This is a genomic window from Hylemonella gracilis ATCC 19624 (genome assembly GCF_000211835.1).
GTDB classification, from domain to species: domain Bacteria; phylum Pseudomonadota; class Gammaproteobacteria; order Burkholderiales; family Burkholderiaceae_C; genus Hylemonella; species Hylemonella gracilis.
Genome location: NZ_AEGR01000042.1, coordinates 103,861 through 119,085, shown reverse-complemented (window position 1 = coordinate 119,085; position 15,225 = coordinate 103,861). Strand labels below are relative to the sequence as shown.

At 67.8% G+C, this 15,225-nt stretch carries 11 protein-coding genes; 5 read left to right on the top strand and 6 right to left on the bottom strand.

Annotation, left to right across the window (positions count from 1 at the left end):
• The first annotated feature begins 87 nt into the window (after positions 1 to 87).
• From HGR_RS04610 to HGR_RS04600, 3 genes are all read left to right on the top strand, one after another.
• Complete coding sequence (locus tag HGR_RS04610; RefSeq protein ID WP_006296951.1) at positions 88 to 450, top strand: COG4315 family predicted lipoprotein; 363 nt, start codon at positions 88 to 90, stop codon at positions 448 to 450.
• Between the two features lie 100 nt (positions 451 to 550).
• Positions 551 to 1,120: a sigma-70 family RNA polymerase sigma factor gene (locus HGR_RS04605; protein ID WP_006296950.1), complete on the top strand. Its 570-nt coding sequence runs from the start codon at positions 551 to 553 to the stop codon at positions 1,118 to 1,120.
• Complete coding sequence (locus HGR_RS04600) at positions 1,117 to 1,833, top strand: anti-sigma factor (protein ID WP_006296949.1); 717 nt, start codon at positions 1,117 to 1,119, stop codon at positions 1,831 to 1,833. Before HGR_RS04605 ends, HGR_RS04600 begins: the two co-directional genes overlap by 4 nt.
• Positions 1,834 to 1,885: 52 nt before the next feature.
• Here HGR_RS04600 and HGR_RS04595 read toward each other — a convergent pair whose 3' ends face one another.
• Positions 1,886 to 4,612 (bottom strand): [protein-PII] uridylyltransferase, encoded by a 2,727-nt coding sequence (locus HGR_RS04595; RefSeq protein WP_006296948.1) that lies wholly within the window; start codon positions 4,610 to 4,612, stop codon positions 1,886 to 1,888.
• 55 nt (positions 4,613 to 4,667) lie between these two features.
• Positions 4,668 to 5,504, bottom strand: a complete 837-nt coding sequence (gene map, locus HGR_RS04590) for a type I methionyl aminopeptidase (protein WP_006296947.1) — start codon at positions 5,502 to 5,504, stop codon at positions 4,668 to 4,670.
• Between the two features lie 159 nt (positions 5,505 to 5,663).
• Between map and purL the strand changes: the two genes are divergently transcribed.
• Together purL and HGR_RS16730 are read left to right on the top strand one after the other, a co-directional pair.
• Positions 5,664 to 9,734, top strand: a complete 4,071-nt coding sequence (purL, locus tag HGR_RS04585) for a phosphoribosylformylglycinamidine synthase (protein WP_006296946.1) — start codon at positions 5,664 to 5,666, stop codon at positions 9,732 to 9,734.
• 32 nt (positions 9,735 to 9,766) lie between these two features.
• The gene (locus HGR_RS16730) at positions 9,767 to 11,632 is read left to right on the top strand and encodes a sensor domain-containing diguanylate cyclase (protein ID WP_138922394.1); all 1,866 of its coding nucleotides are present in this window, start codon (positions 9,767 to 9,769) and stop codon (positions 11,630 to 11,632) included.
• Between the two features lie 130 nt (positions 11,633 to 11,762).
• On the opposite strand, the gene HGR_RS04575 is transcribed toward HGR_RS16730, so the two are convergent.
• From HGR_RS04575 to HGR_RS16725, 4 genes are all read right to left on the bottom strand, one after another.
• Positions 11,763 to 12,716, bottom strand: a complete 954-nt coding sequence (locus tag HGR_RS04575) for a thiamine phosphate synthase (protein WP_006296944.1) — start codon at positions 12,714 to 12,716, stop codon at positions 11,763 to 11,765.
• A 229-nt stretch (positions 12,717 to 12,945) separates the two neighbouring features.
• Positions 12,946 to 13,743 (bottom strand): thiazole synthase, encoded by a 798-nt coding sequence (locus tag HGR_RS04570; protein WP_039852377.1) that lies wholly within the window; start codon positions 13,741 to 13,743, stop codon positions 12,946 to 12,948.
• 32 nt (positions 13,744 to 13,775) lie between these two features.
• Positions 13,776 to 13,973: a sulfur carrier protein ThiS gene (gene thiS, locus HGR_RS04565; protein ID WP_006296940.1), complete on the bottom strand. Its 198-nt coding sequence runs from the start codon at positions 13,971 to 13,973 to the stop codon at positions 13,776 to 13,778.
• Positions 13,970 to 15,196 carry an FAD-dependent oxidoreductase gene (locus HGR_RS16725; RefSeq protein WP_050797392.1) on the bottom strand — a complete coding sequence of 409 codons (1,227 nt, stop codon included), beginning with the start codon at positions 15,194 to 15,196 and terminating at the stop codon, positions 13,970 to 13,972. Before HGR_RS16725 ends, thiS begins: the two co-directional genes overlap by 4 nt.
• Positions 15,197 to 15,225: the final 29 nt, after the last annotated feature.

The window sequence follows — 15,225 nt, the reverse complement described above, 5'->3', positions numbered from 1 at the left end:
CCCTGCATCCAAACGCAACTCTCCAACGTTCTAGGAGAGAGGCGCGATGGTGCGACTCCAAATTCAATCTGAAAGGCTGTCTACATCATGAAAAAAATCTTCTTTGCCGCAGTGTTCACCCTCTTGGGCGTCTTGGCTGGCGCAGCCCATGCTCAGCTGGTCGTGCGTGATGGCGTGCTGACCGGCGCAGGGGGGCGCACGGTCTACACCTTTGACAAGGATCAACCGGGCAAGAGCAATTGCGGCAGCGGCTGTCTCGCAGTTTGGCCGGCGTTCATGGCCAAGCCCGAAGCCGTGGCCAAGGGAGAGTTCGGTCTCATCGACGCGGGCGGGGGCAACCGTCAGTGGACGGTGAATGGCAAGCCGCTGTATTACTACACGGGCGACACCCAGCCTGGCGATCGCAAGGGCGACGGCGTGGGTGGAGTGTGGCACGTGGTCAAGCCTTGATAGGTGCTTGAATCCAAAGCTCCCTAAGCTGATGCTGCGGCCAACGGTATTGCGTCGATGCCGTATGCTTGGCCTCACTTGCACCTTGGGGCTCCGCTGAATGGATGACCGTGACGAAGTAAGCCGCTTGCTGGCGCGGATCGCGCTGCGCGACGCCCAGGCGTTTGAAGCCCTGTATCGACTGGCCGCGCCTCGGCTGATGGCGGTCGCCCTGCGCGTGACGCAGGACCGCGCCATGGCCGAGGACGTCTTGCAGGACGTCTTCGTCACCCTGTGGAACCAGTCCATCGTGGCCGCGCCGGGCCAGCACCGGACGCAGGCATGGTTGTGCGTGGTGACGCGGCACCGGGCCATCGATGTGCTGCGCAGGCGCAAACCGGAAGAGTCACTGCACGGGCGTGACGAGTTCGGCGAAGAGCAAACCTACGACGTCCCCGCAGAAGGCGGGTCGCCCATGGAGCAACTGCTGGCCGATGAGGCAGATGTGCAATTGGGACGTTGCATGGGGACCTTGGAAGCGGAGCCCAAGCGGGCGTTGCTGCTTGCTTTTTATGAGGGGCTGACCCACATGGAAATCGCCGCTCGCATGCAGCGGCCTCTGGGGACCATCAAAGCCTGGACCCGGCGCAGCTTGATGCGGCTCAAGGGCTGCATGGAGGCCTTGGCATGAACTGGTACCGCAACCCTTCCGCCATCGACCCACTGGCTGCCGCGTACGTGGCGGGTACCTTGCGCGGCCGCGCGCGCAGGCGCTTCGACCATGTCATGCAAGGTCAGCCGGCATTGGCGGCGGCAGTGAATGTTTGGACGGAACGCTTGTCGCCCTTGCATGAGCACTTGCCGCGTCAAGAGCCCAGCGCCCGGCTTTGGCGTCGCATTGCCTCGGTGACCATCGATCCACAAAGGGCGGCGCTGTCCTGGTGGCGTCGCCTGCTGGCGCCTATCCCCGCAGGCGCCTTGGCCTTGGGGCTGACGATGGGCGTCCTCACGCCCGCGGTGTGGCAGGAGCACCTCAGGCAAGAGAGGGGCATGCAGTTGCCTGAGAGTTATGTGGGCGTGCTGGGCACGGCACAGGGTCAGCCCGGCTTGGTCATCTCCAGTTTGCGACACAGTCGCGTGGTGGACGTGAAGCAGGTCAGCCCGGTGACGGTGCCTGTAGGACAGACCTTGTACTTGTGGCGCATCGACAAGGCGGGCGCGGTCATGGCGATCGGACCCTTGCCCAACGCACCGTGGGCCCGCGTGGAACTGCCCGAGCCCGCCGAAAAGGTGTTTTTCCCCGCGGTGGAACTCGCCGTCTCGCTCGAGGCCGCGGGCGCTCGACCTGCCGCCCCCACGCAGCCCTATGTGTACCGCGGCCTGTGTGGAAAGCTGTGGCGCTAAGCTTGGCCTGGCCTGGCCTGGCCTGGCCTGGCCTGGCCCGGCTAGGCCAGGCTCAGGAGGCCAGCACGTCCAGCAACTCGGTTTCGATCTCGATCTGAGCGCGGTTGTTCTGCAGCTCCGGCCCATCGATCAGGAAGGTGTCGTCCACCCGCTCGCCCAGGGTGTTGACCTTGGCCAGTTGCAGGTTGATGCGGTGGCGGGCCAGCACGCGGGCGATCTTGTAGAGCAGGCCGGTCTGGTCGCTGGCCGTGATGCTCAGCAGCCAGCGCTGCGCCTTGTCGTCGGGCTTGAGGCTCACGCGCGGCATGACGGGGAAGTGCTTGACGCGGCGTGACAGGCGGCCCTTGCTCGGCGCGGGCAGGGGCGCGGCCTCGGTGATGGTGCGGCTCAGTTCGTTTTCCACCTGGGCAAGGATGGCCCGTGGCGGCTCGGCGTCCCGCGTTGCCTGCTGCGTGCCGGGCGCGACGATCTGGAAGGTGTCGAGTGCGTAGCCATTGCGCGCCGTGTGGACGCGCGCATCCAGAATGCTGAATTCACTCTGGTCGAAGTAACCGCAGATGCGGGCGAACAGGTCGGGTGCGTCCGGGGTGTAGACCAGTACCTGCAGGCCCTCGCCCGCGGGGGAAGGGCGCGCGCGCACCAGGGTCTTGCCCGAGCCCACGTGCTGCCAGAGCTGCTGTGTGTGCCAGGCGATGTCGTCCGCGTCGTGGCGCATGAAGTAGCTCACGTCCAGGGTCTTCCAAAGCGCTTCGTGGGCCAACGCGGGTGCCTGGCTCTCGGCGGCGTGGAACTGCGCCAGCGCCTGGTGCTTGTGGGCTTCGATTTCCGCGTGGGGTGCTTGGACGGGGCCGTCCTTGCCGTTGCGCAGCGCGCGCAGGGTGTAGCGGAACAGGTCTTCCAGCAGCTTGCCCTTCCAGGCGTTCCAGACCTTGGGCGAGGTGCCGCGGATGTCGGCCACCGTCAGCAGATAGAGGGCTGTGAGGTGGCGCTCGTCGCCGACGTGGCGGGCGAAATCCGCGATCACCTGCGGGTCGCTCAGGTCGCTCTTCTGCGCGATGCGGCTCATGGACAGGTGTTCCCGCACCAGGAACTCGATCAGCGCCGCGTCGTCCCGCGCGATGCCGTGTTCACGCGCGAAGCGGCGCACCTCCTCGGCGCCCAGGTCGGAATGGTCGCCGCCCCGACCCTTGGCGATGTCGTGGAAGAGAGCGGCGGCATAGAGGATCCAGGGCTGGTCCCAGGCGGCGGCTAGCTGCGAGCAGAAGGGGTATTCGTGCGCATGCTCGGCCATGAAGAAGCGGCGCATGTTGCGCAGCACCATCAGGATGTGCTGGTCCACCGTGTAGACGTGGAACAGGTCATGCTGCATCTGACCCACGGTGCGGCGGAAGGGCCAGAGGTAACGGCCCAGCACCGAGGTCTGGTTCATCAGCCGCATGGCGTGCGTGATGCCCTGCGGCTGCTGGAGGATCTGCAGGAAGGTGGCGCGGTTGACCGGGTCCTGGCGGAACTTGGCCGTCATCAGGTTGCGCGCGTTGTAGAGCGCGCGCAGCGTGCGTGCCGACAAGCCCTTGAGGCCGGGAGTGGTCTGGTAGACCAGGAAAGTCTCGAGGATGGCGTGCGGGTGGTTCAGGTAGAGCCGGTCGTCCGCCACCTCGATCAGCCCCCCGCGGTCGAGGAAGCGTTCGTTGATGGGCACGGGCGCCTGGGTCTTGGGGTTCAGCTGCGCCTCGATGTTGAGCAGCAGGATCTGCCGCAACTGGGTCACGGCCTTGGCGGCCCAGTAGTAGTGCCGCATCAGCGCCTCGCTGGCGCGGACCTTGGTCTTGACCTCCGCGGCTGGATCGGGTTTCGTCGCCGGGCCGCCCCTGGGCGAAACAGCCCCCTCGGAGGGCTGCGAGGACACGCCGGTGCCGAGCGTGGGGGGCTTCAGTCCGTAGCCGAAACGCGCCGCCACGGCCGTTTGCAGGTCGAAGACCAGCCGGTCCTCGCGTCGGCCCGCCGTCAGGTGCAGGCGCAAGCGGATCAGCGCCAGCATGGATTCATTGCGCTTGATCTGACGGACCTCGAAGGGCGTGGCCAGGCCCTTGCGCGCAAGTTCATCCCAGCTCTTGCCATAACCGGCCGCGCGCGCGACCCAGAGGATGGTCTGCAAATCACGCAGGCCACCCGGGCTTTCCTTGCAGTTCGGTTCGAGGGCGTAGGGCGTGTCCTCGAATTTGTTGTGGCGCTGCTCCAACTCCAACGTCTTGGCGACGAAGAAGGCCTGTGGATCCAGCGCGGCCTTGAAGCGGCGTTGGAAGTTGCGGTAGAGCGTGGCGTTGCCGCAGATCGCGCGGGATTCGAGCAGCGCGGTCTGTACCGTCACGTCTTTCTCCGCCTCGGCCAGACATTCGTCGATGGTGCGCACCGAGGAACCGATCTCCAGCCCGGCGTCCCAGCAGCCGCTGATGAAGGTCTCGATGCGCTGGCGCAGTGCCTCGTCGGCACCCGGGCCATCCACCACCCAACCCGCGGGCAGCAGCAGCAGCACGTCGATGTCGGAGGCGGGGTAGAGCTCGCCGCGGCCGAAGCCGCCCACGGCGACCAGGGTGGGGCGCGGTCCGAAACCGGTCTGTTCCCACAGGGTCTGCAGCGTGTCGTCGGCCAGACGCGCCAGGCGACGCAGCACGCCATGCACCCCGCGCGTGGAGGTGCCGCCCTCACCGATGGTGGCGAGCACCTCAACCTTGCGGGCCTGGTACTGCTGGCGCAATGCTTGGGGCGTGGCCGCTTTCATGGCGACGGTTCCAGCGGGGGCGACGCTTGGGCGCGGGAAGAACGCGAGGACCGGATCAGGCCGTCACCGTGTCCTGCCGGGCCTGCGTGAAGTTCTTCACGAAGGCCGGCGGCGGTGGGCTACCGGCCGAAAGCGTGAGCACTTCGTAGCCCGTGGGCGTGACCAGGATCGTGTGTTCCCACTGCGCGGAGAGCGAGTGGTCCTTGGTCACAATGGTCCAGCCGTCGTTGAGCTCCTTCACCTCGCGGCGGCCCGCGTTGATCATGGGCTCGATGGTGAAGGTCATGCCGGGCTTGAGTTCCTCGCCCGTGCCGGGGCGGCCATAGTGCAGCACCTGCGGATCTTCGTGGAAGACCTGCCCGATGCCATGACCGCAGTACTCGCGCACGATGGAGAAACCGTGGCCTTCGGCGAACTTCTGGATGGCATGACCCACGTCGCCCAGACGCGCGCCGGGGCGGACCTGTTCGATGCCCATCCACATGGCTTCGTAGGTCAGCGTGCACAGGCGCTTGGCCGCGATCGAGACATCCCCAATCAGGTACATGCGGCTGTTGTCCCCATACCAGCCGTCCTTCGTGATCACGGTCACGTCCACGTTCATGATGTCGCCCTTCTTGAGCGGCTTGTCATTCGGGATGCCATGGCAGACCACGTGGTTCACCGAGGTGCACAGATGGGCCGGGTAGGGCGGGTAGCCCGGCGGCTGGTAACCGATGGTGGCCGACACCGTGCCCTGGGCCTTCATGCATTCCAGCGCCAGGCGGTCCACTTCCTTGGTCGTGATGCCGGGTTGGATGTGGGGGGTGATGTAGTCCAGCACTTCGGAGGCCAGGCGGCAGGCCTCGCGCATTCCGGCGATGCCGGCCTCATCTTTGTAGGTGATGCTCATGGGGGCGAATTATCCTCTTTCGCCATCTCCATGGCGCGCCCGGCGTGGGAAGGGGCGGGGCGAGGGCGGGAGGGTAAAATCGCGGGCTTTCCTCCCGGCTTGAGTGCCACCAGACCTTCGTGGCGGCGGCTCGCACACTCCTCTCCACAGGCCACCACAGTGACCCTCCACATCACTTCCTTCGAGGGCGGCAGCGCCCTCAGCCCTTACCGTGCCCAGCAGCTCCTGCCCCGCCTGCAGGCCATTCACGACAAGGTCGGCGGCATCGCGGCGCGCTACGTGCACCTGGTCGCGACGGAGGTCGCGCTCACGCCGGCCGAGCGGCAACGCTGGGCTGCACTGCTCGACTACGGCGAGCCCTATGAAGGTGCGATGGACGGGGCGCTGGTGGTGGTCGCGCCGCGCCTGGGCACCGTCTCGCCCTGGGCCTCCAAGGCCACCGACATCGCGCGCAACTGCGGACTGGGCGACAGCGGCGGTGCCCTGCACCGCGTGGAGCGCGTGGTGGAATACCGCGTGCAGCTCAAGTCGGGGCTGTTGGGCAAGAGCGCCGCGCCGAGCGCGGAACAGCTGGGGCGGATCGCGGCCCTGCTGCACGATCGCATGACCGAGAGCGCTCTGGCCGGCCGTGACGAGGCCCAGGCCCTGTTCACGGCCTTGCAGGCCGTGCCCATGGACCATGTGGACGTGCTGGGCGGCGGCAAGGCCGCACTGCAGCGGGCCAACACCGACTGGGGCCTGGCCCTGGCGGACGACGAGATCGAGTACCTCGAAGCCGCGTTCAAGGGCTTGAGGCGCAACCCCACCGATGTGGAGTTGATGATGTTCGCGCAGGCCAACAGCGAACACTGCCGCCACAAGATCTTCAACGCCGATTTCACGATCGATGGCGAGAAGCAGGCCAAAAGCCTGTTCGGCATGATCCGCCACACCCACCAGACCAGCCCGCAGCACACGGTGGTGGCCTATTCGGACAACGCCTCCATCATGGAGGGCACGCCCATTGAGCGTTTCGTGGCGCGTTTCGACGCAGGCAACGGTGAGGATGGGGATGGCACACTGCGCGTGCCGACCTACGAGAAGTCGGCCGCGCAGAGCCACGTGCTCATGAAGGTGGAGACGCACAACCACCCGACCGCGATCTCGCCTTTTCCCGGTGCCTCCACCGGCGCGGGCGGCGAAATCCGCGATGAAGGCGCTACCGGGCGCGGCTCGCGGCCCAAGGCCGGCCTGACGGGCTTCACCGTCTCCAAGCTCTGGGGCGGCTGGTCCGACCAGGCGGGTGGCAAGCCCGAGCACATCGCCAGCCCCTTGCAGATCATGATCGAAGGCCCGCTGGGTGGCGCGGCCTTCAACAACGAGTTCGGCCGGCCGAATCTCGCGGGCTACTTCCGCGAATACGAGCAGGCGGTCGCGAGCGATGTCGACGTGGTGCAGCGCGGCTACCACAAGCCCATCATGATCGCGGGCGGCGTGGGCGCGATCGATGCCACGCAGACGAAGAAGATACTGTTCCCCGCGGGAACGCTGCTGATCCAGCTGGGTGGCCCCGGCATGAAGATCGGCATGGGCGGTGGCGCGGCCAGTTCCATGGCCACGGGCGCGAACGCGGCCGAGCTGGACTTTGATTCCGTGCAGCGTGGCAACCCCGAGATCGAACGCCGCGCCCAGGAAGTCATCAACCACTGCTGGGCGCAGGGCGAGAAGAACCCCATCCTCGCCATCCACGACGTGGGCGCGGGGGGGCTGTCCAATGCCTTCCCCGAAATCACCAACGACGCGGGCCGTGGCGCGCGCTTCGATCTGCGCGCCGTGCCCCTGGAAGAGTCCGGCCTCGCGCCCAAGGAAATCTGGTGCAACGAGAGCCAGGAGCGCTATGTGCTGGCCATCGCGCCCGAGTCGCTGCCTCAGTTCAAAGCCTTCTGCGAGCGCGAACGTTGCCCCTACGCGGTGGTGGGCGTGGCGACCGAGGCGCGCGACCTGGTGCTGGCTGACGAGGGGAATGAATCGCCTGTCCAGATGCCTATGGACGTGCTGCTGGGCAAGCCGCCCAAGATGCACCGCGACGTCAAGACCATCGCGCGCCAGTTCAAGCCGCTGGACCTGGGGGGTGTCACCCTGCAGCAAGCCGTCATCGACGTGCTGGCGCACCCGACGGTCGCCTCCAAGCGTTTCCTCATCACCATCGGCGACCGCACCGTGGGCGGTCTGACCCACCGCGACCAGATGGTCGGCCCCTGGCAGATTCCCGTGGCGGACTGCGCGGTCACGCTGGCCGATTACGCGGGCTTCGCGGGCGAGGCCATGAGCATGGGCGAGCGCACGCCGCTGGCCGCATTGGATGCGCCGGCCTCGGGCCGCATGGCCGTGGCCGAGGCCATCACCAACCTGCTGGCGGCGCCCATCGAGCTGCCGCGCGTGAAGCTCTCCGCCAACTGGATGGCCGCCTGCGGCGAGCCGGGTGAGGACGCTGCCCTGTACGCCACGGTGCGCGCCGTGGGCATGGAGCTGTGCCCGGCGCTGGGCATCAGCATCCCCGTGGGCAAGGACAGCCTGTCCATGCGCACCGTGTGGACAAGCCCCTCGGGTAGCGGGAAGGACGAAGCCGGCGTGGCAAAAAAAGTCACCTCGCCCGTGTCCCTCATCGTGTCGGCTTTCGCCACCTTGCCCGATGTGCGCGGCACGCTGACGCCGCAGCTGGTGCGTGAAGGCGACACCACCCTGCTGCTGGTCGACCTGGGGCATGGCAAGAAGCGCATGGGCGGCAGCATCCTGGCGCAAACCCTGGACCAGACCGGCGACGCCGTGCCTGACCTCGACGACCCGCAGGACCTGGTCCGCCTGGTGCAGGCGGTCAACGCCCTGCGCGCGCAGGGTCGCATCCTGGCCTACCACGACCGCAGCGATGGCGGCCTGCTCGCTGCCGTGGCCGAGATGGCCTTCGCCGGCCAGGTCGGCGTGGCCCTGAACGTGGACCTGCTGGTCACCGAGGGCGACGGCATCAGCGACAGCCGCATGGATTCGGGCGATGCCAAGAACTGGACGCAGCAGGTCAATGCGCGGCGCGATGAGCTCACGCTCCAGGCCTTGTTCAATGAAGAACTCGGCGTGGTGCTGCAAGTGCGCAGCGCGGACCGTGACGCCGCGCTGGCCGTGCTGCGCGAGCATGGCCTGTCCCGCCACAGCCATGTGATCGGCAAGACCCGCCCGAGCGGCGGCGAGATCCAGGCCGGCGTGGGCGAACTGCAGGTCTGGCGCGACGCCAAGGCCATCTTCACGGCCAAGCTGGCCGATCTGCAGCAGGTCTGGGACAGCGTGAGCTGGAAGATCAGCCAGCTGCGCGACAACCCGGCCGGCGCCGATGCCGAGCACGCCATCGCGGGCGCGGGCGTCGCCGAGGGCGACCCCGGCCTTCACGTGCACCTGAGTTTCGACCCGTCCGAGGGCTTGGCGCCGGCCCTGCTGCAGAGCCGACCCAAGGTCGCCATCCTGCGCGAGCAGGGCGTGAACTCGCATGTCGAGATGGCTTACTGCTTCACCGAGGCGGGCTTCGAGGCCTATGACGTGCACATGACCGACCTGCAGTCGGGCCGCGCGCGGCTGGCCGATTTCAAGGGTTTCGTGGCCTGCGGCGGTTTCAGCTACGGCGACACCTTGGGCGCGGGCATCGGTTGGGCGCGCAGCATTCTCTTCAACGAGCGTCTGGCGCAGGAGTTTCAGGCCTTCTTTGGGCGCACCGACACCTTCGCCCTGGGCGTGTGCAACGGCTGCCAGATGCTGGCCGAGCTGGCGGACATCATTCCGGGGGCCGAGGCCTGGCCGCGTTTCACCCACAACCCCAGCGGCTTCCAAGCGCGGCTGTCCCAGGTCGAGGTGCTGGACTCGCCCAGCATCTTCTTCGCCGGCATGGCCGGTAGCCGCCTGCCCATCGTGGTGGCGCATGGCGAGGGACACGCCAATTTCACGCGACGCGGCAACGCGGCGCAGGCCATCCCCGCCATGTGCTTCGTGGACCACCACGGTCGCGCGACCGAGGCTTTCCCCGCCAACCCGAACGGCAGCCCCGGCGGTCTGACGGCGGTCACCACGGCCGATGGGCGCTTCACGGCCATGATGCCCCACCCCGAGCGGGTGTTCCGCAACATCCAGTTCAGCTGGACGCCCCTGGATCCGAGCCAGACCAGCCCCTGGGCGCGGCTGTGGCGCAACGCGCGACGCTGGGTCGGCTGAGCTGAACCGAAAGCGGGAACCCGATCATGCCCATGCGCCAGCTCCGTGTTCCCCTGTTTTGGCTTGCCTCGGGGTATGCCGGGCTGGTGCTGATCCTGGCGTGGCAGCTGGTGCGAGGCCATGATTTGGCCCTGGAGCGCGCCAGCGACCACGCCGACCATCTGGTGCAGACGCTGGACGCTCAGCTCTCCGGCGGACTGCGCCGCGTGGAAAGCAGCCTGCACCAGATCGCGCAGCGCCTGCCTCGCGCGGCGTTGAGCCCAGATGCCCGCGGCGCTCACGCTGGCGATGTCTTGAGTCTGTTGCGCTCCTACCAGGAGAGCTTTCCCGAATTGGGGCAGTTCTTCGTTTGGGACCGCTCGGGCAGACTCTTGTACGGAACGTCCTTGCAGCCTGGCAGCGCGACCTTGTCCGAGATGGGCGCTCAGACGGCATTGCGCGTCCTGCGCTCCGACACCAAGGCCAACATCCTTTACGCGGACGCGCTGGACATGGCCAGCATGTCCGCCGACCGCCTCGCTGTCGATGTCTACGCGCCCGTGCGCGACGGCTCCGGCCGCCTGCTCGGCTTGGTCAACGCCACCTTGAATCTGGCGCATTTCCGGCGCTGGTTCATGGAGATGGACCTGCCGCCCGACAGTCTGCTGGGCGTCTTTGGCAGCCGGACCCACAAGCCCTTGATGCAGCACCCCCTGGACCCCGGCTTCAGTTTTGGCCTGTCGGCGGGCGAGGCCGTGCAGCGCCGCATCAACGCCGGTGAGATGGTGGGGCGGGCGCACCACACCCCGGCCTTTGATGGGTTGCCCCGCCTCTATGCCTTTCGCAAGCTGGAGGAGCATCCCTTCTACGCCGTGGTCGGGATGTCCGAGCGGGACGCCCTGAAAGGCTGGCATGGGGAACTGCTGTTCATCGTCGCAGCCGTCGTGTTGCTGGCCGCGCTGTACGGTTTCGTGCTGATGCGCATGCGCGCCATCCAGGTGCAGCGCATCGCGGCGCGTCGGCAGGCCGACGAGGCTTCGGCCCTGCTGCGTGACGCGCTGGAAAGCATCTCGGTGGGCATCGTGATCTACGACGCGCAGGACCAGCTGATCATGAGCAACCAAGCCATGAAGGATCTCTACCAGGAGATCCGCCATCTGCTGGACCAGCCAGGCATCAGCTTCGAGGATCTCACGCGCGCAGCGCTCGCCAGCGGCTTGTTCCCCGAGGCGCGTGGCCACGAGGAGGCCTGGCTGGCCGAGCGCCTGCAGTCGCGCCGCGCCGCCAGCGGCCTGCCCTACGAGCAGGAGCTGCGCGACGGACGCTGGGTGCAGTACAGCGATCACCGCACCAGCCGCGGTTACCTGGTGGGCAGTCGCATCGACATCACCGAGCGCAAGCAACTCGAGGCCGAGCTGCGCGAGCAAGCCAGCACCGATGCCCTGACCGGACTGGCCAACCGCCGGCATTTCATGCAAAGTCTGGAAAGCGAGCTGGAGCGCGTGCGCCGCCGCAACACCCTGCGTGCCTGCGTGCTGATGCTGGACCTGGACCATTTCAAGCGCGTCAATGACCAATACGGCCACGCGGCGGGCGACAGCCTACTGCGCCACTTCGCCGACTTGCTGCGCGACGAGCTGCGGGGCACCGACACGGCGGGTCGCCTGGGCGGCGAGGAGTTCGCCGTCATCCTGCCGGGCAGCGGCATGGAGGATGCCCGCACCTGGGCGCAGCGTCTGTGTGAGGCCGTGTCGGCGCGTCCCCTGGCCTGGGGCGCGCGGCACATCCACGCGACGGTCAGCGTCGGCGTGGCCATCCTCAGCCCGGACGACGGTGCCGCGGATGCCGCCCTCTCGCGCGCCGACGCGGCGCTTTACCGTGCCAAGGAGGCTGGGCGCAATCGGGTGGAGATGGGATGATCCCCCCTGAGGCGCTACGCGCCTTCCCCCCTGAACGCCAACCTGCGGTGGCAGGGGGGACGCACTCAGCGGCCTGGCAAAGCCAGTTCCGCGAGTGCCCTGGTCTCTAGGACTCAGGCAATCATCATGTTCAGAGGTCCCAGGCTGCCATTAATCTGGCTGCTGCGGCTTCTGGATTGGCCTCGGCCGTGATGGCCCGCACCACGGCCAGGGAGCCGACACCGGTGGCTTTGATGACGGGCAATTCCGCCGCCGAGATGCCGCCGATGGCCACGCCGGGGTAGCCCGCGTGGTGCAACAGCCGCGCGTAGGCGGCCAAGCGGCCTGGGCCTTGCGGCGCGGTGGCCATTTGCTTCAGCGTGGTGGGGTAGACCGCGCCCATGGCGATGTAGCTGGGTTGCAGCGCGGCGGCGCGTCGCATCTCGGCGTAGCCGTGGGTGGACAGGCCCAGGCGCAGGCCGGCGGCGCGGATGGCCTCGAAGCCTTCCACCATGGCCGCTGCGTCCATGTCCTCCTGGCCCAGGTGCACGCCCAGGAACTCGAGGTGGCTGGCGTCGCTGGCCAGAACCTCCAGCGTCTCGCGCCAATGGTCATTGATGAACAGCAGGCTGCGCGCGCCGCGCTGCCGGTGGGCGGCGCTCACGGTCTCGATGGCCGCGCGCACTTCACGCCGCACGGCCTGCGGGTCGTGTGACTTGAAGCGCAATTGCAGCGTGGGCACGCCTGCATGGGCCATGCGACCCACCCACCGCGCGTCGGGCAGCACGGCGTAGACGCCCAGGCGAGAGGGACAGGCGGCGAAAGCCCCTGCGCCGTCACCGCGCGGGCGCAGGCCGAAGTCCACCGCCTCGACCGGCCAGATGTCCGGGTCGAAACGGCCGGTGCGCCGGGACTGCGCCAGCCAGGCCAAGGCCAGGCATTCGGCGTCGATCTCGATGAAGCCCAGCGCCAGCGCCGCTTGCACGGCGGCACGGTAGATCGGGTCGTCCAGGCTGTAGCGCGGCTGCGGCTGGCCGACGACGGGAATGGCCTTGTCAGGGTGGGCCGCGACGATGGCGCGCGCGTTGGTGGTCAGAGTTGTCACGTCGATGGCGCTTTCACGTTGAGCAAAGCTTGGACCGCAAGAAGCGATTGAAACGGGGAATGCCGTGGAACCGGCAAGGCCTTAGCCACTGGCGTTGTCCCCTGCAAGGGGCTGAGGGCTGCGGCTCCAAGCCTGCCTGCGCAGGCTTGGACAGTCCGAAGGGCCTGTGCCTTTGGCGTTGGCACGTGGGGCGTAGCGCCCAACGAGGCGCGTAGCCTGGGGGTGTTCGTCATGCATGCCAGAAGGGGGTGCCCAGCACCGGCGTGGAGGGCTGAGCGGCCTCTTGTTCGTCCATCGCACCGCCGAGGTAGGCGGCGCGCCCGGCCTGCACGGCGGCGGCGAAGGCGCCCGCCATGGCCACCGGGTCGCGCGCCAGGGCCACGGCGGTGTTGAGCAGCACGGCGTCGTAGCCCCACTCCATCACGGTGCACGCGTGCGAGGGACGGCCCAGGCCCGCATCCACGATCAGCGGCACGTCCAGGCGTTCGCGCAACTGGCGCATGGCATACGGGTTCACCGGCCCCTTGCCCGTGCCGATGGGCGCGGCCCAAGGCATCACGGCTTGGCAGCCCACGTCCACCAGGCGTTGGCAGAGCACCAGGTCTTCCGTGCAGTAGGGCAGCACCTTGAAGCCGTCCTTGAGCAATTGATCCGCCGTGTCGACCAGCTTGAGCGTGTCGGGCTGCAGGGTGTAGTCGTCGCCGATCAGCTCCAGCTTGATCCAGTCGGTCTCGAAGACCTCGCGCGCCATCTGCGCGGTGGCGATGACCTCGCGCGGGCTGTGGCAGCCCGCCGTGTTGGGCAACACGGGCACGCCCAGCTTGCGCAGCAATTGCCAGAAGGCCTGGCCGCTTTCCGGCGACACCGAGCCCGCGCCCTGACGGCGCAGCGAGGCCGTCAGCATGGCGGGCCGGGCGGTCTGCACGGCGGCTTCCAGCACGGCGGGCGAAGGGTAGCGCGAGGTGCCCAGCAGCAAGCGGCTGGCAAAGGGTTCGCCGTAGAGGATCAAGGGATCAGGGGTTTGCATGTCGTTGTGCTTCGCGGGGGTCAAAGGCATCGTCATCCCCCGGTCACCGGGGCAATGATCTCCACCTGGTCGCCGTCGCGCAGGGGGTGCTGGGCGTACTGCGTCTTGGGCACGAACTGCGTGTTGACCGCCGCCGCGAAAGGCGGCCTGGCCTCGATGGCCGCGACCGCGTCGGCCAGCGTGGCGTCGCTGTCGAGTTCATGGGTCTGTTGGTTGATGAGCACTTTCATGCCACGATCCTGAGGTCAAGTTGTTCGGCGAGTGTGTGTCGGTTGTGTTCGACGATGTCCAGTGCCGCGTCCAGCAGCGCGGGGGAAATCATGAAGCCATGGCGGTAGAGGCCGTTGATGCGCATCACGGGCACGCCGGGTCCGCGTGTCACGCGGATCTCGGGCAGATTGTCCGGCAGCGCGGGCCGACAGTGCGCGGCGATCTCGATGATGCGCCCTTCGGCGAAACCTGGGTGCACGGCATAGGCCGCGCTCAGCAGCTCCAGGGTCGAACGCACGCTGGGCGGCGACATGTCATCGCTCTCGATCTCGGTCGCACCGATCACGTAGATGTCATCCTGCTTGGGCGCGATGTAAATCGGGTAGCGCGGATGGATCAGCCGTGTCGGCCGCGTCAGCTTCACCTCGGGCGCATGCACCCGCGCGACCTCGCCCCGCACGCCGCGCACAGCGGCGTGCGTTCCGATTCTGTCGCCGCGCACAGCGGCGTGCTTTCCAGGTTCTTCGCCGTGCAAAGCGGCGTGCGTTTGAGTTCCTTCGCCACCGGAAGCGGACGGTATCAGCGCACGCGCGCCCAGGCCCCGACAGTCGAAGACCCAGTCCACCGGGCCGTCTTCTGGTCGAGGCAGATCTTTCGGCGCGCGCCGGCTGTTCCAGTGCAGCGTCACGCCCAGGGCCTTGAGCTCGTGCAGCAGGGCGGCCAGCAATTGCCGGTTGTCGAGCTGGCCCTCGCCTGGCAGGTACAGGCCTTGGGCGAAGCGCTGCTCCAGACCGGGTTCGAGTGCGTGCACGCCGCTCGCGTCCAAGGTCTGCATGGTCGGCAGCTGCGGCACCTGCTCGTTCGTGGCCCGCAGCAGTTGCGCGAAGCGCCGTGCTTCGGCCGCGTCCTGCCGGTGCCAGAGGATGAGCGTGCCTTCTTGCTGGAAGAACACCGGCTGGCTCAGCTGGCCCAGCAATTGTGGCCAGCGTGTCAGCGCGTAGCGTCCCATCTCGACCACGTTGCGTTCGGTGATGGCCGATTCCGCCAGCGGCGCCAACATGGCCGCCGCCACCCGCGCGGCTGCGCCTGGCGCCACGCCCGCGGGGTCGCTGGGCGCGTCAGCGGCCGCGGCCTCGTGCACGGTGACGTGCCAGCCACGGCGCGCGAGCTGCCAGGCCAGCAGCCGGCCCATGAGGCCCGCGCCGAGCACCAGGGCTGAGGAAGAAGCGCGCGATGTGGGCATGGTCTCTTTGCTTTTGTTCGTGTGTGCGT

Coding starts and splice junctions, on each gene's coding strand:
- HGR_RS04610 (WP_006296951.1), top strand. CDS start 88: ATGAAAAAAATCTTCTTTGCCGCAGTGTTCACCCTCTTGGGCGTCTTG.
- HGR_RS04605 (WP_006296950.1), top strand. CDS start 551: ATGGATGACCGTGACGAAGTAAGCCGCTTGCTGGCGCGGATCGCGCTG.
- HGR_RS04600 (WP_006296949.1), top strand. CDS start 1,117: ATGAACTGGTACCGCAACCCTTCCGCCATCGACCCACTGGCTGCCGCG.
- HGR_RS04595 (WP_006296948.1), bottom strand. CDS start 4,612: ATGAAAGCGGCCACGCCCCAAGCATTGCGCCAGCAGTACCAGGCCCGC.
- map (WP_006296947.1), bottom strand. CDS start 5,504: ATGAGCATCACCTACAAAGATGAGGCCGGCATCGCCGGAATGCGCGAG.
- HGR_RS16730 (WP_138922394.1), top strand. CDS start 9,767: ATGCGCCAGCTCCGTGTTCCCCTGTTTTGGCTTGCCTCGGGGTATGCC.
- HGR_RS04570 (WP_039852377.1), bottom strand. CDS start 13,743: ATGCAAACCCCTGATCCCTTGATCCTCTACGGCGAACCCTTTGCCAGC.
- thiS (WP_006296940.1), bottom strand. CDS start 13,973: ATGAAAGTGCTCATCAACCAACAGACCCATGAACTCGACAGCGACGCC.
- HGR_RS16725 (WP_050797392.1), bottom strand. CDS start 15,196: ATGCCCACATCGCGCGCTTCTTCCTCAGCCCTGGTGCTCGGCGCGGGC.